The organism is Microtetraspora niveoalba, from assembly GCF_001570405.1.
Classification (GTDB): domain Bacteria; phylum Actinomycetota; class Actinomycetes; order Streptosporangiales; family Streptosporangiaceae; genus Microtetraspora; species Microtetraspora niveoalba.
The window spans coordinates 337,878-358,466 of the sequence record NZ_BBYM01000017.1; the positions used below are offsets into that span (position 1 = coordinate 337,878).

At 70.2% G+C, this 20,589-nt stretch carries 17 protein-coding genes and 2 pseudogenes; 5 read left to right on the forward strand and 14 right to left on the reverse strand.

Translation table 11 applies throughout. The annotated features are described in order from the left end of the window. Positions 1 to 56 precede the first annotated feature (56 nt). On the reverse strand, positions 57 to 1,079 hold the full coding sequence (locus AWQ70_RS18095; RefSeq protein ID WP_067177446.1) for a zinc-dependent alcohol dehydrogenase family protein: 1,023 nt from the start codon (positions 1,077 to 1,079) through the stop codon (positions 57 to 59). 281 nt (positions 1,080 to 1,360) lie between these two features. Here AWQ70_RS18095 and AWQ70_RS18100 point away from each other — a divergent pair, with 281 nt between their 5' ends. Next, positions 1,361 to 1,936 carry an MmyB family transcriptional regulator gene (locus AWQ70_RS18100; protein ID WP_067177448.1) on the forward strand — a complete coding sequence of 192 codons (576 nt, stop codon included), beginning with the start codon at positions 1,361 to 1,363 and terminating at the stop codon, positions 1,934 to 1,936. Between the two features lie 259 nt (positions 1,937 to 2,195). Next, positions 2,196 to 2,759 (forward strand): GNAT family N-acetyltransferase, encoded by a 564-nt coding sequence (locus tag AWQ70_RS18105; protein ID WP_067177450.1) that lies wholly within the window; start codon positions 2,196 to 2,198, stop codon positions 2,757 to 2,759. A gap of 69 nt (positions 2,760 to 2,828) precedes the next feature. On the opposite strand, the gene AWQ70_RS18110 is transcribed toward AWQ70_RS18105, so the two are convergent. Beyond that, a complete protein-coding gene (locus AWQ70_RS18110; protein WP_067177452.1) occupies positions 2,829 to 3,353 on the reverse strand; it encodes a hypothetical protein in 525 nt (174 codons plus the stop codon). A gap of 153 nt (positions 3,354 to 3,506) precedes the next feature. Beyond that, on the reverse strand, positions 3,507 to 3,917 hold the full coding sequence (locus AWQ70_RS18115; protein WP_067177454.1) for a hypothetical protein: 411 nt from the start codon (positions 3,915 to 3,917) through the stop codon (positions 3,507 to 3,509). 98 nt (positions 3,918 to 4,015) lie between these two features. On the opposite strand from AWQ70_RS18115, the gene AWQ70_RS18120 reads away from it, so the two are divergent. After that, a complete protein-coding gene (locus AWQ70_RS18120) occupies positions 4,016 to 6,721 on the forward strand; it encodes a helix-turn-helix transcriptional regulator (protein ID WP_084517296.1) in 2,706 nt (901 codons plus the stop codon). Positions 6,722 to 6,869: 148 nt separating this feature from the next. Here AWQ70_RS18120 and AWQ70_RS41280 read toward each other — a convergent pair whose 3' ends face one another. The 3 genes and pseudogenes from AWQ70_RS41280 to AWQ70_RS18125 all read right to left on the reverse strand — a co-directional run bounded on the left by AWQ70_RS41280 (position 6,870) and on the right by AWQ70_RS18125 (position 7,796). Further along, positions 6,870 to 7,025: a TipAS antibiotic-recognition domain-containing protein gene (locus tag AWQ70_RS41280; RefSeq protein WP_245647017.1), complete on the reverse strand. Its 156-nt coding sequence runs from the start codon at positions 7,023 to 7,025 to the stop codon at positions 6,870 to 6,872. Positions 7,026 to 7,116: 91 nt separating this feature from the next. Next, positions 7,117 to 7,236, reverse strand: a pseudogene (locus AWQ70_RS42250) (MerR family DNA-binding transcriptional regulator); the annotation flags it as partial. Positions 7,237 to 7,289: 53 nt separating this feature from the next. Further along, on the reverse strand, positions 7,290 to 7,796 hold the full coding sequence (locus AWQ70_RS18125) for a VOC family protein (RefSeq protein WP_067177456.1): 507 nt from the start codon (positions 7,794 to 7,796) through the stop codon (positions 7,290 to 7,292). 71 nt (positions 7,797 to 7,867) lie between these two features. Here AWQ70_RS18125 and AWQ70_RS18130 point away from each other — a divergent pair. After that, a pseudogene (locus AWQ70_RS18130) lies at positions 7,868 to 8,164 on the forward strand (DUF418 domain-containing protein); the annotation flags it as partial. A gap of 162 nt (positions 8,165 to 8,326) precedes the next feature. Further along, a complete protein-coding gene (locus tag AWQ70_RS18135) occupies positions 8,327 to 9,598 on the forward strand; it encodes a C39 family peptidase (protein ID WP_174552399.1) in 1,272 nt (423 codons plus the stop codon). 597 nt (positions 9,599 to 10,195) lie between these two features. On the opposite strand, the gene AWQ70_RS18140 is transcribed toward AWQ70_RS18135, so the two are convergent. The 8 genes from AWQ70_RS18140 to AWQ70_RS18175 all read right to left on the reverse strand — a co-directional run bounded on the left by AWQ70_RS18140 (position 10,196) and on the right by AWQ70_RS18175 (position 20,237). Next, positions 10,196 to 10,915, reverse strand: a complete 720-nt coding sequence (locus AWQ70_RS18140) for a YcnI family copper-binding membrane protein (RefSeq protein ID WP_169808695.1) — start codon at positions 10,913 to 10,915, stop codon at positions 10,196 to 10,198. Positions 10,916 to 11,018: 103 nt separating this feature from the next. Continuing rightward, positions 11,019 to 11,747, reverse strand: a complete 729-nt coding sequence (locus AWQ70_RS18145) for a hypothetical protein (RefSeq protein ID WP_067177462.1) — start codon at positions 11,745 to 11,747, stop codon at positions 11,019 to 11,021. A gap of 45 nt (positions 11,748 to 11,792) precedes the next feature. After that, positions 11,793 to 13,001: a branched-chain amino acid ABC transporter substrate-binding protein gene (locus AWQ70_RS18150; RefSeq protein ID WP_067177464.1), complete on the reverse strand. Its 1,209-nt coding sequence runs from the start codon at positions 12,999 to 13,001 to the stop codon at positions 11,793 to 11,795. A 139-nt stretch (positions 13,002 to 13,140) separates the two neighbouring features. Next, positions 13,141 to 15,015 (reverse strand): LVIVD repeat-containing protein, encoded by a 1,875-nt coding sequence (locus AWQ70_RS18155; RefSeq protein ID WP_067177466.1) that lies wholly within the window; start codon positions 15,013 to 15,015, stop codon positions 13,141 to 13,143. Positions 15,016 to 15,053: 38 nt separating this feature from the next. Beyond that, positions 15,054 to 15,770 carry a hypothetical protein gene (locus AWQ70_RS18160; protein WP_157530139.1) on the reverse strand — a complete coding sequence of 239 codons (717 nt, stop codon included), beginning with the start codon at positions 15,768 to 15,770 and terminating at the stop codon, positions 15,054 to 15,056. 64 nt (positions 15,771 to 15,834) lie between these two features. Next, a complete protein-coding gene (locus AWQ70_RS18165; protein ID WP_084517300.1) occupies positions 15,835 to 17,652 on the reverse strand; it encodes a copper resistance CopC/CopD family protein in 1,818 nt (605 codons plus the stop codon). Next, entirely contained in the window at positions 17,649 to 18,824 is a 1,176-nt protein-coding gene (locus AWQ70_RS18170) for a branched-chain amino acid ABC transporter substrate-binding protein (protein ID WP_157530140.1), read from the reverse strand. Before AWQ70_RS18170 ends, AWQ70_RS18165 begins: the two co-directional genes overlap by 4 nt. 84 nt (positions 18,825 to 18,908) lie before the next feature. Beyond that, a complete protein-coding gene (locus AWQ70_RS18175; RefSeq protein WP_067177472.1) occupies positions 18,909 to 20,237 on the reverse strand; it encodes an LVIVD repeat-containing protein in 1,329 nt (442 codons plus the stop codon). Positions 20,238 to 20,589 lie beyond the last annotated feature (352 nt).

The window sequence follows — 20,589 nt, forward strand, 5'->3', positions numbered from 1 at the left end:
GTGGGTGTGGACGGCGTTGATCGCGGCGAGGATCCGGTGGCGCCCCGGCGCCTGGCTCACAGGGTGAGCAGGGTCTTGATGGCGCGGCGCTCGTCCATCGCCTTGTAGCCTTCGGCGGCCTGCTCCAGGGGCAGCTCCAGGTCGAAAACCTTGCCCGGGTCGATCGTCCGGTTCCAGATCAGGTCGATCAGCTCGGGTAGGAACCGGCGCACCGGGGCGGGTCCGCCGTGCAGGTGCACCCCGGAGAAGAACAGCTCCTCGCCGGGCAACTCGACGCCATGGGAGACGCCGACGTACCCGACGTGCCCGCCGGGACGTGTCGAGCGGATCGCCTGCATCATCGACTCCTGCGTGCCGACGGCCTCGATGACCGAGTGCGCGCCGAGCCCGTCGGTCAGCTCCTTGATCGTGGCGACGCCGTCGTCGCCGCGCTCGGTGACGATGTCGGTGGCGCCGAACTCGGTGGCGAGCTTCTGCCGGGGCTCGTGCCGGCTCATCGTGATGATCCGCTCGGCGCCCAGCCGCCGGGCGGCCAGCACGCCGAGCAGGCCGACCGCGCCGTCCCCGACCACCGCGACGGTCTTGCCCGGGGCCGCCTCGGCGGCGGCCGCGCCGAACCAGCCGGTGCCCAGGACGTCGGAGGCGGCCAGCAACGACGGGATCAGATCGGGCTCGGGCATGCCGGGTGTGGCGACCAGAGTGCCGTCGGCCAGCGGGATACGGGCGTACTGCGCCTGGGTGCCGATGGCGCCCATCAACTCGGCGTGCACGCACCGGGACTGGTAGCCCGCCCGGCAGATCGCGCAGGTGTTGTCGGAGGCGAAGAAGGAGCCGACGACGAACTGGCCCGGCCTGATGGTGCGGACCTCGCTTCCGACTTCCTCCACGATGCCGACGTACTCGTGGCCCATCGGGGTCGGCTGGTTCACCGCTTCGATGCCGCGGTAGGGCCACAGGTCCGAGCCGCACACGCAGGTGGCGGCCAGGCGGATGACCGCGTCGGTGGGCTTCTCGATCCTCGGGTCCGGGCGGTCCTCGACGCGGACGTCGCCCGGGGCATACAGAACTGTTCCACGCATGGGTGGATCTCCTCGCTATGACGTGCTGTGTGAGTTCAGGTCAGCGGGCCGCCCGATCGTGAGGAAGTCGTCCCCGGCTTCGGCGATGTACGTTGCGGGGCCGGATCACCCTCCTGCGGCTTCGGTTGACACAGGCGTTCCTGCCCGGGAACGCCGGAATGCCGTCACTCCTTATGGCAACGCCCAGGAAACCGGCTGCGTCGCGCGTGCGGGAGGTCGCGTTTATCGGGGGGACAACCTCTACCCCCTTCCGCCCGCGGCCGCTGCCTACAGTGAAAGACGTGCACGACAACCGCGACGAGATCCGCGCCTTCCTCGCCAGCCGGCGCGCCAGGATCACCCCGGAGCAGGCCGGGCTGGCTCCCGGCGTGCGCCGCCGGGTGCCCGGCCCGCGCCCCGTCACCGGCCCCACCCAGCCGCCCAACATCGCCCGCTTCCAGTTCCTCGACCCTGCCGGACCCGACTTCTTCCCCGACTGGGACACCTCCGCCGACATCACCGTCGCCCTGCTGCGCACCGAGGCCGGCCGCGACCCCTTCGACAAGGGCCTCACCGACCTGATCGGGGAGCTGTGCACCCGCAGCGCGGACTTCCGCACCCGCTGGGCCCAGCACAACGTCCGCCTCCACCACAGCGGCGCCAAGACCTTTCACCACCCCGCGGTCGGCGGCCTCACCCTCGACTACGAGTCCATGGACCTGCAAGCCGACCCCGGCCTGAACCTGACCGTCTATACCGCCGCCCCCGACACACCCTCCCACGACGCCCTGCGCCTCCTGGCAAGCTGGGCCGCCACCCTCGTCGGCGATACCGACCAGCCGCAGGACACGAGCCTGCCGCCCAGCCGGCGCGGCTGACCAAGACCATCAACCGATACGGCCGCGTCGACCTCCTATGCGTCGACGAGCTCGGCTACACGGAACTCGACCGGCGCGGCGCCGAGCCGAGCTCCTGTCACGCCGGTGGATCCTCCAGAGCCCCATGTCCGGCCGGCCGGTGCGCGCGACGCGAACCGGTGGCGACGTCCCGGAGACCCGCGAGGTGCGCGTCAACGCCACGGGCACGGGCGAGTATGACAGCCCCGGAAAGCGTCTCGAGTTCTAGGGTTATGGGCCTATGAGCCGATTGCCCACGCTGTCTGCCACGGAGATCCCCTCGGAACGACTCCTGCTTCGCAGAGCGTTACACGATGCCGACCGTGAAGGACTCATCGAGCTCTCGACCGATCCCGAGGTTCAGGCATACATCGGTGGTCCCCGGCCTCGGAGTGAGGTCGAGCAGCATCTCGATGCAGTCCTGGCCGCCGACGCGACGTCCAGGCCTGGCAGTTATGTCATCGCGGACAACACGACGAACCGAGTCATCGGGACATTGACGCTCACCCGCCGGTCGGCCGATCGCCTCGGCCGTGTCACCGAGGACGGCGAGGAACTGGAACTGGGCTATGTACTGCGGCGCAGTGCATGGGGAGCGGGGTTCGCATTCGAGGCCGCGACGGTCGTGTTGCGCGCCGCGGCTGACGAACTCCCCGACCAGCCGGTCCTGCTCGTGACCCAGACCGCGAACAAGCGATCTCTGAAACTCGCCGCCCGCCTTGGCTTCCGCCCCATCAGCACGTTCGAGGAGTTCGGCGCCGAGCAGACCCTCTGGACCGCTCCCTTGTCCATGTTCCGAATCTGATCACGGTGTCGACACAGCAGCTCTCCGGGGCTGCCAGGCGACATGGCTGGACTCGAACAGGAAATACTCTCAAACGTCCTCTCGTATGCCAGTACGGACCGCGCTCGGCGTCGCGCCGGTCCCGCGCCCGGTCCGCCGTTGGAAGGATCGGCTGCACACGCCGAGCGCCGCGCCCAGCCCGGCGAATGCCAGGCCACCGACGATTCCCACCCACCAGGACCAGCCCGCAGCGTCGCCGACCGTGAACCCCAGTGGTGCGGCGACCAAGGTGGCCAGCCCGTAGGGCGTCAGCAAGAGCGCGCCCGCCCAGCCTGGCGCCAGCAGGCTCCAGCGCGGCAGCCTCGCTCCCCATGGCAGGACCAGCGCCGCCAGCAGCAACACCCCGACCAGCGCCGCCACGACAGTGAAGTCCAGCCCGTGCCGTTCCAGCCACACCAGCACCTCGGGCGCGCCGTTCACCTTCATTTGAGTGGCCAGATCACCGGCGGGCCTGCCCGCGGTCCCACCGAGCGCCCAGTAGGTCTTCATCACCGTGTAGGGAACCAGGGCGGCGGCTCCGGCCCAGGCGGCCGTCGACGACTTCGTCAAGCTCATGCCCACGATCCTGCTGCCGCACCCTGGCCCGCACCTCCCCCCGCGGAGCGGGCCGTCTCCCCTCTACGGGGGATCAGCCCCCGAAGCAGGTCCGTATGCGGGTCAGGTGCCCGCCCCTGTGCGGGGACGGGCACCGAACGGACCGCGGCGACCTCACGCGTGCTTGCGGAGACCGGCGAACTGCAGACCGGTGAATCCGGCCACCACCACCGCCTGCACGATCACCAGCGCTATGCCGAGACCGGTCAACGGGAACCAGCCGGCGACGAGCAACTCCACGCTCGCGGCCACCCACGCGATGTTGATCGCCATCACGACGCCCACGGCGGCCCTGCCGATCGCCGGCCGTGAGGAGAGAAGGAACAGGGCGGCCGCCCAGGCGACCAGGAACGCGCCGACCGGGTAGAGGAGTGCGGCAGGGAGGCCGAACAGCTCGCCGAAGACCGCCGCGGCGGCGACGCACACGACTCCGAAGGCGCCCGAGCCCAGCGCATCCTGCTTGAGGGCGAAGCGGAGGAGTTTGGCCTCGGCTGTGGTGTCGACGGTGCTGGCGACAGTGGCCATTGCGGAGATCCCTTCGTAGTGCTGACCTGCATGTGATCACGAAGCTACGCAGGTCCGCACAGATCCGAATCAGTCATCATGACGGTAGGTTCCTGACCGTGCTGTACGGGCGATCCAGGGAACAAGCGGACATCGAACGGCTCCTGGCAGAGGCCAGGGCCGGGCGAAGCGGGACCCTCGTCATCCGAGGCCAGGCGGGGATCGGCAAATCGGCGCTCCTGCACCATGCCGCCGGGCGAGCGGAGGGCATGCGCGTGCTGCGGGGCGTCGGCATCGAATCCGAGGCCGAGTTGCCCTTCGCCGCGCTGCATCTGCTCGTTCGCGCCGGGCTCGACCGGATCCACGCACTGCCCGACACGCAGGCCACGGCGCTCAGCGGGGCACTGGGCCTGGGCGGCAGCGCTCCGGAGAACCGGTTTCTGGTCGGGCTGGCCACGCTGAGCCTGCTCTCCGAGCTCGCGGGGGATGACGGGCTGCTCTGCCTCATCGACGACGCACAGTGGTTCGACCGGGCGTCCATCGACGCGCTGGTGTTCGCCGCCCGCCGCCTGGAGGCGGAAGGCGTCGCCATGATCTTCGCCGCTCGCGCCGATTTCCACGCCGCGGGCCTGCCCGAGCTGCGACTGGGTGGGTTGGACGACGCGGCCGCCGCCGCTCTGCTCCCCGCCGGCCTTCCACCGCATGTGCGAGAACGCCTCATCGAGGAGTCGGACGGCAACCCCTTGGCGCTCATCGAACTGCCCGCCGCGCTCACTGCCGAACAGCGGGCCGGACGACTGTCGCCGGTGGGTGCGATGCCGGTCCCCGACCGAGTTCGGGAGGCGTTCCAGCGGCAGATAGCGGCGCTCCCCGAGGCGGCGCGGACCGCGCTGCTGATCGCGGCGGCGGACGGCTCCGGTGAGCTTGAGACCGTGGCCGGTGCGGGTGCCTCCCTCCACGCTCTCGAAGCAGCCGAGCGGAGCCGGCTGATCGAGATCAGGGGGACGACCATCGCCTTCCGCCATCCCCTGATCAGGGCCGCGGCCTACCAGGGCGCTCCGGTCACCCGGCGCCTCGCCGTCCATCGCGCCCTCGCCGACGCTCTCACCGGCTCCGCCGCCATGGACGCGGCCGACCGGCGGGCGTGGCACGCGGCCTCCGCCGTGCTCGGTCCTGACGAGGAGGTCGCGCGGGAGTTGGAGGAAGCGGCGGAACGGGCTCGTACGCGCAGTGGCCATGCCGCGAGCGCGGCCGCCTACGAGCGAGCCGCAGAACTCACCGCCGATCCCGTACGCCGATCCGGACGGCTGGCCGCCGCCGCGGTGGCGGCGAGCGACGCCGGGCTGATGGGCCGGGCCGCCGCGCTCGCCGACAGCGCCACGTCCGACGTGGACGGCCCGGAGGTGATCGCCGCGCTGATCCAGGTGCGCGCCCATCGCGAGTTCGAGCTGGGCACACCCCTCGCGGCGGGCCGGATCATCATGGACGGCGTTCCCCGTGTGGCGGCCCGCTCCGCCGAGTGGGCCACCTGGCTGCTGGTGGAGGCCGTCCGCTGCGCCTGGTTCGCCGGTGACACGCGGCTGGCCGAGGAGGCGACCGCGAGCCTGCGCGCGCTCCCCGACATCGGCTCGCCGCTGGTCGGCGCGGCGCTCGGGCTGACCCGCACACTGAGCGGTGACATCGCGGGCGGGACCAAGCTCATGAGTGCGGCGGTCGACGAAGACGCACTCGTCGGGCTGGGGGTGCCCGGACTGACCTTCACCGCCTCTCTGTGCCTACCACTGGGTCGTGCCGCCCGCTATGAGGAGATCACCGGACAGGTCGTGGCGGAGTGCCAGAAGAGCGGAATGATCGGCTGGCTCGCCGTCGCGTTCCAGGATCACGGCCTCGCGCAGGGATGGCTCTGCCGGTACGGCGAGGCCAGGACGGCGCTGAACGCGGGATTGCGGCTGGCGGCGGACCTGGGGCACGAGCACCGGGTCAGTCATCTCATGTGCTCTCTCGCCTGGGTGCTCGCCCACCAAGGGGACGTGGGGGAGTGCCGCGCGAACGCCGAGGAAGGCGTCGCGAGAGCTGACAGGCGGGGACTGGTCCTGGCGGCGGTCGTCGGGCGCTGGGCGCTCGGGCTGCTCGAACTCGGCCTGGGCCGCCCGGATGCCGCCCTCCGGCAATTGGAGGCCATCCCGCCGACCGGTGTCGCCGTTCTCGCCGCCCCCGACCAGGTTGAGGCGGCCATCCGAGGCGGCCGGCCGGATCGGGCGGAGGAACCGCTCGCGCGATACCTGGCCTGGGCGCGGCACGTCGGTCAGCCGTCGTCGGACGCGATCGCCCTGCGCTGCCGTGCGCTCGTGGAGGGGGACGAGACGCACTTCGCGCATGCCGTACGCCGCCATGAGGAAGACGAACTACCATACGAGCGAGCGAGGACGCGGCTCGCGTACGGCGAGTGGCTGCGACGGGCACGGCGGCGAGCCGATGCCCGGGTGCAGCTGCGCGGCGCCCTGGAGATCTTCGACCGGCTCGGAGCGGAGCTGTGGGCCGAGCGTGCCCGGGCGGAGTTGCGCGCGACTGGAGACGTGCCGGCGGCGCCGCGCAGGGCCGGTGATCCGCTCAGCGTGCTGACCCCCAGAGAGCGCGAGATCGTACAGTTGGCGGCCGACGGGGCCTCCAACCGAGACATCGCCGCGCAGCTCTTCCTCAGCCCGCGGACCGTCGGCTATCACCTCTACAAGGCGTTTCCCAAGCTGGGCATCACGGCCCGATCCCAGTTGGCGGCCGTCACCCGCTCTTCGTCGGTGAATCCGAATGGTCAAGCGAGCCCGTAGGCGTATGGGGTGTTCACGAGTGGGTCTGACCTGGGGGGAAGCCTCCGACCGCGATGGCAGCGCGCGACGCAGGCACGTTATCGGCCTGTCCGGGGATTGCTGCGATAAGGCCACCTGGAGCGCACGTGGTGACGCGGGCGCGGGTGCGTCAGGTCCAAGTCGCCGAATCCGGGTCGATGCCTCGATCGCGGGCATTGGCGTCGATGATGTCACGGAGCCAGATGGTCAGGCCTGGCTCGATCGCGTCGTAGTAGGCCGTGAATCCAGGATCGGCGGCGTACTTCCTTCCCAGGCAGACCTGCATCGAAAGGGTGCAGTCGAAGCTCGCGGTAGATGAGCACCCGGTGGATGCGTGCGACGTCGGCCGCGGAGTAGAGCCGGTAACCCCCGGCGGTTCGCCCGGACGGCCGGACGAGTCCGATCGCGTCCCAATGATGGAGGGTGCGGACGGTGACCTCCACGTGCGATGCCGCGGCCCCGACGGTCAGCCCGCCGGGTCCCGCGGCATCGTCCATCGCGGGGTCGGTCACGCCGTCGAGTCTGGCATGCGCGTCTGACCTACGCGGTTTCACCCCTTGGGGAGCGTGAAGCCGCTTGCTTCGAGGTAGCGTGCCTCGGCGCTGTCGGGGTCGAGGGGACGGGCCGCGGTCATGATCACGCGAGAGTTCTCCGGCGTGACGACTTCCAGTTCTACGGTGTTCCACGGAATCTGTCGCGGTCCCGTCGTGCATCCGGGCGCCAGCGCGGAGCACGCCTCCGCGATCTCGTCGACCTGGCTCAGCACGCAACTGAAGCCGATGCTCACCGTTGAAGGGGCCGGCAGGGCCCCGGTCGGGACGAGCAGAGCGTCTTGGAACGCCCACCGTCGCAGGTGCGTGACCTGGCCCGGGACCGTGAACAGGTCGATGAAACCGAGCCCGCGGGTCCAGAAATTCACGGACGCGGCCAGGTCCGGCGTCGGCACGGTGACGAACATCGGCATGCCGTAGATGCCCCGGTAAATCTCAGGTGGGGTCGCGTCGGGCCCGGGCGGAGGGACAGGGCTGATATCGAATGCCTCGTAGTAGTCGGTCATGCGTGCATCGTGGTGGCTGACGCAACGTCAGGGTCAAATCCTGATCAGCACTTGCCGGCCGCGTCGTCGGCGCCCTCTCGGCCCCGGGCCAGCGCTCCCTGTCGGGCTACCTGTTCCAGTCGGTGGCCTGGCTGGTCCTCCTGGCGCCCTTCACGCTCGACCTCGCCGACCTTCTCGGCAGCCGCATGACCGGCCTGATCGTCGCGGCGGCCGTCTGGTCCGCGACCGTTCTGATCGCCCGCCTACTCGACAAGCACAAGCAGGCCGGCCCCGCCGAGACCGTCCTGCGGCGTCTGACCTACGGGCCCCGGAGACAACCACCGCGGAGCGAAACCGTCCCGGCCGACGGTGCAGTTTCGGAGCCGTGATCACAAGGAATGTGATCACGGCTTTCTGGCCGGATCTGCCGGGTGCGTGCCATGAGATACCCGAAGGCTGCCCAGAAAGGCGCGTAATACGTATTCCTGCCGATGTGCGGGCGGGCGGAGATCTCTAGCGTCGGGGACGCCGACGACACCCCGAGGTGAGCCATGCGCGTGCCGAGCGTGTTCCTGCCCGTGTTCCTGTCCGCCGTCCTGACGACATCCGCCCTCACCGTCACCTCCGCTGCCGCCGAGGCCGACACCACATCCCCGCCCGCCGCCGTCGACGTCGTCTACGAGCGGGCCAACTTCGGCCCCGGCACCCGCGAGGGCGTCAAGGGGGGACACACCCTGTCCTTCGCCGCCCCCGCAGGCACGATCTCCTACACCGACGCGCTGGGCACGAAGAACTGGGAGTACGCCCGGTGGACCGGCCCCGAGCGGCAGATCGGGTTCGCGGCCACCGAGCTGGTGGCCTCCTGGAACGCCGACGTGCCGACCGGCAGCTGGCTGCAGGTCGAGATGCGCGGCCGCAACGCTGCCGGGCTGACGAAGTGGTACGTGCTCGGCCGCTGGGCGTACGGCGACGAGGACATCCGCCGCACGTCGCTGCCGGGGCAGCGTGACGCCGACGGCACGGTCTCGGTCGACACGTTCGTGGCCGCGGCGGGCAAGGCGATCACCGCGTACCAGTTGCGCGCCACGCTGTACCGTACGCCGGGCTCCTCCGTGACGCCGGTCGTGCGCACGCTCGGCGCGATGGCCTCCGCCGTGCCCGACCGGACGACCGTCCCGGTCAGCCCCGGCGGCATCGCCTGGGGCGTCGAGTTGCCCGTGCCGCGCCGCTCGCAGAACATCCACGAGGGCCACTACCCCGAGTGGGACGGCGGGGGAGAGGCGTGGTGCAGCCCGACCTCGACCACCATGGTCCTCGGCTACTGGGGCAAGTGGCCCAGCAAGGAGGACACCTCCTGGGTGGACCCCGATCCCAACCCCGAGGTCGACTACGCCGCCCGGTACACCTACGACTACGCCTACGAGGGAGCGGGCAACTGGCCGTTCAACGCGGCCTACGCGGGACGGTACGGGGTGGAGGGCTTCGTCACCCGGCTCCGATCGCTGACCGAGATGGAGCGGCTGATCCGCGCCGGCATCCCGGTCGTCACCTCCCAGTCGTTCAAGGCGGCGGAACTGCCCGGCGCCGGGTACAGCACCAACGGCCACCTCATGGTCATCGTCGGCTTCACCGCCACCGGTGACGTGATCGCCAACGACCCCGCCTCGCCGGACAACGACGCGGTGCGCCGGGTCTACCCGCGGGCGAACTTCGAGAACGTCTGGCTGCGCAGCACCGGCAGCGGCGGGATCGTGTACGTCATCCACCCGAAGCAGGGGCACCCGCTGCCTCCCACCACGCCGGGGCTGCCGGCCAACTGGTGACGGCAGGCGGCAACGCGCTGTCGATCGGGTGACGTGCCGGCGCCGCTGTTCCGGGTAGCACCTACAGCAGCGCCGGTCCGACCCCGGCAGGTACATTCCGGCGAACTCCCGGTCGAGCAACGCCACCTGGCCGGACTCGCCGGGGTCGGTCAGCCTGAGCCCGGCGGAGCGCAGGCGTCGCCTTCGAGCCCATGCCGTGCGACGCGAGAAGTTCGTACCGGGACGGCGGAGAACGCGCGGGCGCTGATTCATCATCGAACCGGGTGCAGGGGATCAATGCCCTGCACCCGGTTCGACGCTATCTGGGCCGGGCGATCCCCCCGAGACTCGCCATGGAGAACTGTCGGCACGTGAGCCGCCGCCTGGGAAGGCCGACTCGCTCGCAGCTGACTGCCACGTTGTGCGCGTCACGTCAGGCCGGCCGAGCGCTCGAACGAGGTAGGTCCGACCGGAATGACGTGCCGGGCGGCCGCGGCGCGGGTCGCACTGCGCGAGCCGCGCCGGTAGCGCACCACGGGTCCCTCGATACGGGCGGTGCCCCTTTCTTGTTCTTCCTGAGCAGGTGTGCGGTAGAGACGGTCGGCGTAACCGTGGCGGTTATCGCGTCCGGCGGGTCCGCACGACCATCGTCGCAGCGCACGCGAGGGAGATCACCAGCGCGGCCGCGGACAGCCCGACCGCCCACGCACTCCCCACACCCGATCCGGTCGCGGGCGTGCCGTCCGCGGTCAGGGACACCCGGTCGGTTCCGGTCGACGGGGACGACGCCGCGTCGCCCTTGGGCACGAGCCGGAGTACCGGCGCGGGCCGCTCCGGCTCGTCGCCGCCGGAGGACGGATCCTGGATCCAGCGCACGATCTCGCCGTCGCTGTAGTGCTGGAGCGTCTTGAACATCAGCCGGTCGGTATCGGGCAGCGGTCCGGCGCTCACGGAGAACTCCTCGTACTCACCCGGCTGGATGCCTGACTTCGCATCCGTCGCAGTCCAGGTGATCTGGCCGACGACCTCGCTGATCTGCGCGCCGTGCGCCTCGATCGGCGCGGCCAGCTTGGTCTTGGTGATCGCGTACGACCAACCCGGGTGTGGCTTCACCGAGACCGAGGCGAGCGGGGTGTCGGCCGGCAGCTGAACCTCGATCTTGGTCGTGCTCGCGTCGTCGCGCTCGTTGGGGACGCGGAACGTCAAGGCAGCGTAGCCGCCCTGGGTGGCCGTGTCCGCGGTCACTTTCACGTGTGCGAACGCCACCGCCGGCATGATGCCGATCAGGCAGGCTGCCATCCCCACGGTTACGAGGCCACGTATCGCGCGGCGCAGCATATGCATTCTCCTTGTCGTGCTGGCGATCAGGAATCGCGACTGTGCTGTCTGGTCGAATAAAGCTCGCGTGCGGCGGGCTGCGGTCCAGCCCGCCGGTCTCGGTTCAGCCCAGTCTTCGCAGCACCTTCTCCACGGCGCCCCCGGCCTTGTCCGCGGAGTCGGCGCGGTCTCCGACGATCTTCGTCTGGGTGAGGTCGAGATAGAGGATGAGATTCGCCCGATGGAGCACCACGATGGCGATGTCCTCGTAGTAGACGTCGTCCATTCCCGGGGGGAATGTGTGGGCGAGTTGCTGCACGTACCCCTTCCACCCGAACACCTCGAGCGGGCGGCTTGTCACGCTGTAGGTGCCGAGGATGACCGGCGGCCCCCCGTTCACCGCATACGATCCGGGGCACTTGGCCAGCCCGGAGCCGACCTCGTCCATCGCGCCATCGGCGATGGCGCTCGAGCCGAAGACAAGGGCGTTCTGGGTCACGTACGGGACGCGCGAGTCGGTCGATCGAGCGGGCTCCACGGCGAACTGCCCCACGGGCTCGCCGCCGACCGGCTGCACCACGTTGGACGGCGCATTGGCCGCGTCCGAACGCTGGACGTACGGGCAGGTCTGTATGGCGCTCGGCGGCACGTAGTTGGTATGCGAGTGGAAGTTCCGGTCGTACCAGTAGTCGCGCGCGCCTTCGCCGGCGTCCTTGGCGGTGTAGTAGGCGGCCTTGACATCGTCGGCCGTGTAGTGCGGCTTGGTCGCTGTGGCGTCCGCGGTGCCGGAGCAGCCGGTGAGGGCGGCGCAGATGGCGGCCAGCGCGAGGGCGACACGGGGGCGCAAGGTCATGGATGGCTCACTTCGTCGGGGGAGGCTGCGATCGACCACGGGCCGTCAGGTGTCGTTGTCCGGACGCAGCGTGTTGGCGAGGGTGAAGGCGCCGCTTTTGACGGTCAGCACGAGATGGTTGTCGTATTTGACCGTGTGGTCGGGGGCGAACCTGAGCGCACCCATGAACGTGGTGAAGGTGTCCTCGAGCTTGGTCAACTGCTCGCTGTTCAGTGCGCGGTCCACCTTTCCCGTCTGCGTCACGGTCTGTCCCAGGGCGCGCAGCGCGTCATAGGCCTGCAGCGCGTCCCGTCCCGGCGCGCGGCCGAAGGCCTTGGTGAAACGCGCGGTCCACGCCTTGGCGGCGGGGAGGTTCTGCGGGCCGGCCGTGGCGATCACGTATGCGCCCTCGGCGCCGTCAGTGCCGGCGGCCGACAGGAAATCGGGGCTCTCCGACTGGGCGGAGGCGATGTACATGCCCTTGTACCCGGCCTTCCGTAGCGCTGTGGCGAGCCGGCCGGATTCCTGGGCGGAGCCGGCCCAGTACACGACGTCGGGGTCGGCGGCCAGCGCGGTGGCCGCGGCCGCGGCGATGTCCTGCCGCCCGGCCGTCAGGGTCTGCTTGCTGACCACCTTGGGGACGGGCGAGGCCACCGAGATCACCTGTTTGACCAGGTATGCGGACTGCGGGGTGTCATCAGCGATCACCGCGAGCCGCTGGGCGGTGTTGTAGGCCATCCAGTGCACTGTCGCCAGCGCTTCCTGGTACGGCGTGCCGTTGGTGAGATAAGCCGTGGGAGTGTCCTCCGCGCTGACCAGAGTGGGCGAGTTGGCGGAGGTGATGAGGAACGGCACTCCGTTGCCGCCGAGGACCCGCGCGGCGGCCTCGGCCGCGTCGTCGCAGACGCCTCCGATCGCGCCGGCGACGCTCTCGGTGAGGTGGAGCCGCTTCGCGGCCTCCTTGCCGCTGTCGTCCAGGCACTCGTCGTCGACGGTGACCAGGGAGACGTGCAGCCCGATGACCCCGCCCCGGACGTTGAGGTCGTTCGCGGCCATCTGCGCCCCATCCACCAGGTCCTGCCCGCGCGCGCTTTCCGGTCCGGACAGCGGGGCGATCACACCGAAGGCGATGTCCCCCCTGGGGGCGGCCGGTGTGGCGCCGCCTGAGCTGCATCCGCCCGCGGCCGGGAGCGTGAGGACGGTGAGGGTCAACGGTACGAGCCAGCGGATGTGGCGGGTCCGGCCACGGCGGTCGAGGTTCGTCGGAAGCTGCATGGGGTGCTTCTCTCGGCTCCGGTACGTGTTGAAGGGGGGCGGGGCCCAGGGAACGGGAAGGGAACCCCGGGTGCCCGCTCGCGGGCTCGCGCCGTGGTGACGCGAGCCCGCGAGCGGGGCGGAGGTATCTGCCGGAGGCCTACTTCTCGCAGGAGTTCCAGCAGACCTTCTTCTCCTGCTTGCCGGGGATGTCGCCGGTGAACTTCAGGATGTCGACGCCACGGCCGTAGTCGGGGACGTAGACGTACCCGTTGTGCCAGTAGGCCGAGGAGGCGTTGCTCCCGATGATCGCCGGGCCGTCGGGGCCGGCGGCTCGGTCGGGCACCCGGAACCAGCCGACCTGCTGCGGGTTCCTCGGGTCGGAGATGTCCAGGAACCGGACGCCCTGCTCGTAGTAGCCGCCGACGACGATGTTGCCGTTCACCGTGAACCAGTGCGCGGAGCAGTCGCCGGCCTTACCCGTCGGGTCGACGTAGTGGCCGGGCTTGCCCCCGGGGTTGTACGTGGCGAGCCGTGTCATCTTGACCGGGTTCTCCGGAGTGGAGGTGATCCCGTCGGCGTCGTGTGTCCCCTCGAGCGACGCCAGGATGAACACGCCGGCCTTCGAGCAGTTCTGGTTGTTGTTCTCGTTGGTGATGAGGAGCACGTCGCCCTTGGGGCGATCTCCCAGGGTGTTCGGGAAGCGGTAGGCGTTGTGCAGGAAGGAGCCCTCCGAGCCGCCGACGCTCCCGCCCGCGTACGGGATCGGGTCATAGGCCGTCGCGTAGCGCTCGGTCTGCGTGGCCGGGTCGAAGTGCTTCCCGTCCGTCCAGTAGCCGCGTACGCCGCCGCTGCCCGAGACCCAGACGACGCCGTCGAAGTCGACGTCGACGCTGTGCGTGGAGCCGCTCGTCGCACCGGTGCGCCGGACGTCGGAGACGACGGCCTGGCTGTAGGTGAACGGGTGGTTGACGTCACGTACGTCGGTCACGTAGACGGGGGAGCTCACGCCGCGCACGCCCGACCCCACCGACCAGATGAAACGGCAGTCGTTGATGCAGGTCGCGGTGTGGCCGAGCGGGACCGGGTGGAAGCCCAGCAGCACCGGGTGCCACGGGTCCTTGATGTCGATGACGAACAGGCCCTTCTTACCCGAGTCACGGGTCATGAAGACGAGCTTGCGCCTGCTGTCGACCGTGAGGTTCTCACCCTCCCAGAACTGGGTCATGGTCTCGCCCGGCTGCTTCAGCTGGTTGACGGTGACCTCAGAGATGTACGTCGGGTGCTCGGGGTCCTTCAGCGACCAGATGGCCAGGCCGCCGGTGCCGTTGGCGACCATGACGTCGTAACCGAGCTTCTCGTAGTGCACGAAGTTCAGCGACGAGAACGCGGGGCACTTCGACGCCTTGAAGGCGGGGCAGCTCGAGTTGCCGGACAGCACCCCGCGCACGTGGCCGACGACCTCGACGTTGTCGCTGTGCGTCGCGTTGTCGGGGAACACCCCGGTGTCCGGGAGGGTCTGCGTCCCCTCGGTGCCGGTGCCGTCCGTGACGCCGGCCAGCGACGCGGCCTCACGCTCGGCGTTGTTCGCCGCCTCCGCCGCGGCCGCTGCCGCCGCCGCCGACGCGGCGGCCTTCTCGTTGTACTCCAGCTGCGCCTGCGCCGCCTTGGCGGATGCTTCCGCGGCCTTGGCGGCGGCGGACTCCGCCTTGTTCTTGTCGGAGACCTGGCCCGACTCCTCAGCCTTGGCGGCGGCGTCGGCGGCCTTCTGCGCCTCCTCCTCGGCCTTGGCCTTGGCCTCGTCCAGACGAGCGGCCGCCCTGGCGGCGTCCTTCGCGGCCGCGTCCGCCCGGTTCTGCAGGCTGGTCGCCTCGGCCCTCGCGTGCCCGACCGTGCCGGGGTTGACCGGACCGGACGGATCCGCGTACGCCGGGCCGAGGCTCGCCGTCTGCAGCACGACCGCCGTGACGAGCGCGGCCGTGCCGGCCAGGAGGGCTCTGCCCTTCAGCGCTCCTCCAACAGGTAAGAATCGCACCGTTCCTCAAACCTCCAATAGATCTTGTGGACGCGGCGCTAGCCGAGGCGGGCCAGCGTCGTCTTCATCAACGCCTTGACCTTCTCGTCGGAGTCGGCGCGCTGGCCCACTGCCTTGATCTGCGCATAGCCGACGTAGATGATGGCGTTGGCCTTGTGCACCACGACGGTGACCAGGTCGTCGTAGGTGTCCGGGTTCACCTCCGGGGGCGAGGTGTGCACGAGATGCTGGGCGAAGCCCTTCCAGCCCTCCATCTCGATCTGCCGGCTGCCGACCTTGTAGTCGCCCACGACGGACGGCGGTCCGCCGAGCACGCCGAACGTCTCCGGGCACTTGGCCGACTCGGCCACGACGGTGTCCATCGTGTTGTCGGCGAGCGAGGAACTCTTGAAGACCGTCGCGCCCTGTGTGACGACCGGAAGCGACGACGTACCCGCGAGTTGCGGGCCGACGATGAACCGCCCGGTCGGCATCCCACCCACCGGCTCGACCGCCGGCCGCACATCGACCTCGACATCCTCGGAGCGCTGGACGTACGGACAGGTCGGGATGCTGTTCGGGGGCGTGTAGACGACGTGGGAGGCGTGGCCGTTGTCCTTGAACTCGGTCGCGCCTTCGCCCAGGTCGCCGGGGCTGACGAGGCCGTACCGGATGGAGTCCAGGGTGTAGGGCGGCTTGGTCAACGGCTGCGGAGCCCCGCTGGAGCAGCCCGTCAGGACGCCGAGGGCGAGCATGCCGGCGGCGGCCCCGCTCACCCGGCGGGTCACTCGGCGCCGGGGCGTTTTCCGGTCAACGCCTCGCATGTGTGCCACCAGCCTTTCAGCGTGCTGTGAACGGGACACGCACGGGTGTCTCATCGAAGTCGGAGACGCGGATGTCCAGGCGCAGCACCCACGTCCCCGGGTAGGGGATGGACATCGAGTTCGCCACGTAGTGGCCGGGTTCGGCTGCGGAGATCTTGACGGGGAACGTCGGGACACTGGGGTCGCGCGACTCGAGCTCGCCGGAGACCTCGGGCACCGCGACCAGCGAGCCGTCCCGCCCGGTGATGTAGATGTCGGCCACGTTGCTTCCCGCCCTCGCCGGCTCGATCTTCACCTCGACGGAGCCGCCCCGCAGCCCGGTGGCCGGGTCGGCCCCGTTGGCGGCGGCGGGAACAGGGACCTTGGTGTGCACCGGCGGCGCGTAGCTGGTGCGGGCCGGGGCGGTGTCGACCAGGACGGCCGTGATCGACACGACGGCGACCCCGAGCACGACCTCGGCCACGACCGAGCGGCGCAGCCGGCGCAGCCGGCGCACCGCGGCGGAAGGTGCGGCGTCGAGGCCGAGGGGTTCGCGGCTGTGCCGCCGCACGAAGCGCCGAGCTCCGGCGGCAAGACCCACCACGGCGAGGACGGCGGCGAGCTTGCCGAGAAGCAGCCGCCCGAAGTCGGTCCCGCCGAGCGCACCCCACGTCCCCACCTGCCGCCAGGACAGGTATACGCCGGTCACCGCGATCACGGCGAAGCAGATCTGCGCGAGCCGGGAGAACCTCGGGAGCGCGGGCTCCAGGGAGCTGGCGCGGGTGGGCTCCCGCCTCCCCTCCGGGATGAGCACGCAGGCCGCAAGCGGGATCAGGCCGCCCAGCCACAGGGCCATGGCGAGCAGGTGCAGGCTCGTCGCCGGTACGGCCAGCCAGGTCTGCACGCCGGTCTGTGCGTGATCCGCCAGCGTCCAGGTCAACGTCAGGGCGACGGCGGCGGCCGCGGCGGCCGCGGGCAGGACGATCCGGCGGCTGACGCCGGCCGCCCCGACGCGGGCGGTCCCGGCGCCGGCAGGGGGCGGGGAGGGGCGCACGGCGACCCCGAAGGCCACACCGAGGGCGAGCACGATAACCAGCCGCACCAGCAGCGCCTGGCCCAACCGCGTGGACAGCGTCGTGCTGAGCAGTTCAGGGTCGAACACCCCCGTCAGCGACGTGCCGGCGGCGTACGGCCCCTGTACGAGCAGGACCACCACGGTGCCGGCCGTCAGCGCGGCGAAGCCGCACCACACGATGCGCCGGCCGCGGCGGTCATCGCGGCCCGCGGGCCAGAGCACGGCCACGAACAGCGCACCACCGAGGGCGAGGGCCACACCGAGAAAGGCAAGGCCGCGGCCGACCGCGTCGACGACGGGGACGGCGGGATCGGCATCCTGCTCCACCGGAGCGGCCAGCGCGCTCGGGTGGCCGACGCTGAAGCTGAACGCACCCGACACCACGTGCGAGTCAGCGGACGTGACGCGCCAGGCCAGGACGTAGGTTCCCTCGGCCAGATCCGTGGGCAGGCTCACCCTCGCCGTGTTGGCCTTCCCGTCCACGTGCCCCGGGATACCGATCGCCAGCTTCTTCGCGGTCACGTCGAGCAGGTGAATCGACCGCTGGTTGAAGCTCACCGCCTCGTTGAAGCGGAGCCGGACCTCGGCCGGGGGCGAGGCCAGCACCTCGCCGTCGACAGGCGAGGTCTCCAGCAGGTAGGCATGCGCGTACGCCGGATGCGTGGCCACGACGGAGACGAGGTCCGCGACCAGGCCGCCGGCCACGAGGAACGCGACCACCGCCAGCCGCGCGATCAGCCGGACCCGACGGTGTCCCGCGGGGTGCGTGCCGCGCATCATCCGACCGGGTCCGTACGCAGCTTGCTGGCCAGGGTGAACGTGCCGCCCCTGACCTGGGCGATGACGTAGTTGTCGTACGCCAGCGAGTGATCGGCGGCGAAGCGGAGTGCCCCGGTGAAGGTGGTGAAGTCCTCGAGCCGCGGGAGGTTGTCGACGATCTTGGAGGGAGCCGTGTCCCCCGCCTGGCGCACCGCCTGCGCCAGCGCGCGGAGCGCGTCGTAGGCCTGCATCGCGTCACGGCCCGGGTCCCGCCGGTAGCGGTCCTTGAAGCGCGCGGCCCAGTCTCCCGCTGCCGGGAGAAGTCGTGGGCCCGCGGACGTGGTGAGGAACGCGTCCTCGGCCGCTCCTCCCGCCGCCCGCAGGAACTCGGGGCTGTCCGACTCCGAGGAGGCCATGAAATAGCCGGTGTAGCCGACGTGACGTAGTGCGCCCACGAGCCGTCCACCCGGTTCCGCCGCCCCCGTCCAGTAGACGAAGTCCGCCTTGAAACCGGTGACGGTGCGGGCGAGCTCCGCGAGATCAGGATCCTTCGCTGCGGCGCTTCGCCTGCTCACCTTCAGGCCGTCGGCCTTGACCCGGTCGGTCACCAGGCCGGACAGCCGCTGCGAGGCCGGCGAGCCGTCACCGAGCACCGCCACCCGCTGCGGGCTCCGGTAGCCCATCCAGTGCACCGCGGCCAGCGCCTCCTGGTAGACCGTGCCCTCCATCGGGAACACCGACGGCAGCCCGGCCCCGACCAGCCGGTCGGCGCGGGCGGAGGAGACCAGGAACGGCGTGCCATCCGCGGCCACGGTTTTCGCCGCCGTCACCGCCGCGTCCTCGCACAGCCCGCCGACAACCCCCACGACGCTCTTGGCGGCCAGCCCCGTCGCCGCCTGCTCGCCGGTCGCCGACGCGCAGCCGCCGTCCTCGACGGCCAGCGTCACCTGCCGCCCCAGAACCCCGCCCTGTTCGTTGATCTCAGCGGCAGCCAGCCGCGCCCCGTCGACGAGGTCTTTCCCGCGCTCGGCCATGTCGCCCGAGAGCGGGGCCAGTACCCCGAATGTCATCTCGCCCTGCGGCCTCGGGGCGCCGCCGCCCTCATCCGAGGCAGAGCACGCAGTGAGCAGACCGCTCACCACCAGCGCGGCCGCGCCCAGCGCGACCGCGCGCACGGCACCTCTGCGTCGCACCCTCTACCTCCACGCCCGTCACCATCGAAAGCCGGTCCGAGCGCGGCGGTCGCCACGCTCGAGCCGGTGCTTTCGCTCAAACGGTTACTTGTCGCACGAGTTCCAACAGATCTTCTTGTCCGGCTCTCCGGCCAGCTTCCCGTCGAACCGCAGGACGTCGACGCCCCGGTTGTAGTCCGCGACGTAGACCAGCCCGTCGTGCCAGTAAGCGGCCGACGCCGAGCCGCCGGTCACGCCCTGTCCCGACGGCACGCGGAAGTAGCCGACCTGGGTCGGGTTCCTCGGGTCCGACACGTCGATGAAGCGGGTGCCCTGCCCGTACCACGCCTGCGCCAGGATGTTGCCGTTCACCGTGAACCAGTGCGCGGAGCAGCTACCGCTGGTGGCCGACCCCTCCTTGCCCCACGGCGACCAGTGGCTGATCAGTTCCAGCCGGAACGGCTTCTCCGGCGTGGAACGCCAGCCCTCACCGTCGTAGCTGCCCTTCAGCGAAGCGATCTTGAACTCGCCCGCCTGTGAGCAGGTCGTGATGTTCTCGTTGGTGATGTAGAGCAGCTCGCCCTTGTCGAAGGAGCCGAGCTTCTCGGTGTTGTGGTAGGCGTTGTGGTCGAAGTAGTCGAAGAAGTCGGTGCCCGCCGGGTTGGTGGCAACGACGGTCCCGCCCGCGTACGGCACCGGGTCGTACGCCGTCGCGACGCGGTTGCGCTTCTGGACCGGGTCGTAGTGGTTGCCCTCGGTCCAGTAGCCGCGGACGCCACCCTCACCGGAGGCCCAGGCGATGCCGTTCTTGTCGACATCGACGCTGTGCACGTAGTCCGTGACCCCGTCGTGCCGACCGAGATCGACCGCCCGGTCGAAGGTGTACGGGTGCTTGATGTCGTGGATGTCGGTCACGCGCACCGGCACGCCGTTCCAGGAGGGGTCCTGGCCTGGCGTGCCCGTGTTGGCCGGACCGACCGACCACAGGTACTTGCAGTCGTTGATGCAGGTGGCCGTGTGTCCGGCCGGGATCGGGTGGAAGATGACCGTCTCCGGCTTCCACGGATTCTTGACGTCGACGATGTAGACGCCGGACTGACCGGTTTTGACGGTGCCGCCGAAGCCGCGCGGGTCCCGGGTGAGGAAGACCAGCTTGCGCTTCGGGTCGACGGTCATGTTCTCGCCTTCCCAGAACCTGTCCTGGGTGTCCCCCGGCAGGCGCAGCTCGGCTGCCGTGATCTTCGAGATCAGGGCCGGGTGCTCGGGGTCCTTCAGCGACCAGACGGCGAGCCCGCCGGTGCCGTTGGCGAACATGAAGTCGTAGCCGTACTTGTCGTAGTGGATGAAGTTCAGCGCCGAGTAGCCGCTGACTCCTCTGACGTTGTCGATGAACGTGACGTTGCCTGCGACAGCGGTCGTCGGGGCGTTGTGCACGTCATCGAGGATCGGACCGCCATGGGCGGAGTTGTCCGACGGGCTCGAGTCGGACGGCGTGTCGGCGAATGCTGCGCCAACTCCGGACAGCTGTAATAACACAGCCGTAGCAAGAGCGGCCGCACCCGCCATGAGGGATTTCGTTTTCACTACACCCTCCCTTAAGGGGCCCTCAGTGCAGGTTGGACCCATGCGACCGAAAAGTCGCACGTGGCCATGACTCTAGAAGCGGCATTAGTGGCCGTCATGGTGCAAATGTCGGAAATGCCACCCCCTCGGCGTCCATCATTCGTCGTGAGCGCGCCCTGACATGCCCTTACGGCCCTGGGTCGTCGCCACTCGGCCGACCTTC

Coding starts and splice junctions, on each gene's coding strand:
- AWQ70_RS18095 (WP_067177446.1), bottom strand. CDS start 1,079: ATGCGTGGAACAGTTCTGTATGCCCCGGGCGACGTCCGCGTCGAGGAC.
- AWQ70_RS18105 (WP_067177450.1), top strand. CDS start 2,196: ATGAGCCGATTGCCCACGCTGTCTGCCACGGAGATCCCCTCGGAACGA.
- AWQ70_RS18110 (WP_067177452.1), bottom strand. CDS start 3,353: ATGAGCTTGACGAAGTCGTCGACGGCCGCCTGGGCCGGAGCCGCCGCC.
- AWQ70_RS18115 (WP_067177454.1), bottom strand. CDS start 3,917: ATGGCCACTGTCGCCAGCACCGTCGACACCACAGCCGAGGCCAAACTC.
- AWQ70_RS41280 (WP_245647017.1), bottom strand. CDS start 7,025: ATGCAGGTCTGCCTGGGAAGGAAGTACGCCGCCGATCCTGGATTCACG.
- AWQ70_RS18125 (WP_067177456.1), bottom strand. CDS start 7,796: ATGACCGACTACTACGAGGCATTCGATATCAGCCCTGTCCCTCCGCCC.
- AWQ70_RS18135 (WP_174552399.1), top strand. CDS start 8,327: ATGCGCGTGCCGAGCGTGTTCCTGCCCGTGTTCCTGTCCGCCGTCCTG.
- AWQ70_RS18140 (WP_169808695.1), bottom strand. CDS start 10,915: ATGCTGCGCCGCGCGATACGTGGCCTCGTAACCGTGGGGATGGCAGCC.
- AWQ70_RS18145 (WP_067177462.1), bottom strand. CDS start 11,747: ATGACCTTGCGCCCCCGTGTCGCCCTCGCGCTGGCCGCCATCTGCGCC.
- AWQ70_RS18150 (WP_067177464.1), bottom strand. CDS start 13,001: ATGCAGCTTCCGACGAACCTCGACCGCCGTGGCCGGACCCGCCACATC.
- AWQ70_RS18165 (WP_084517300.1), bottom strand. CDS start 17,652: ATGATGCGCGGCACGCACCCCGCGGGACACCGTCGGGTCCGGCTGATC.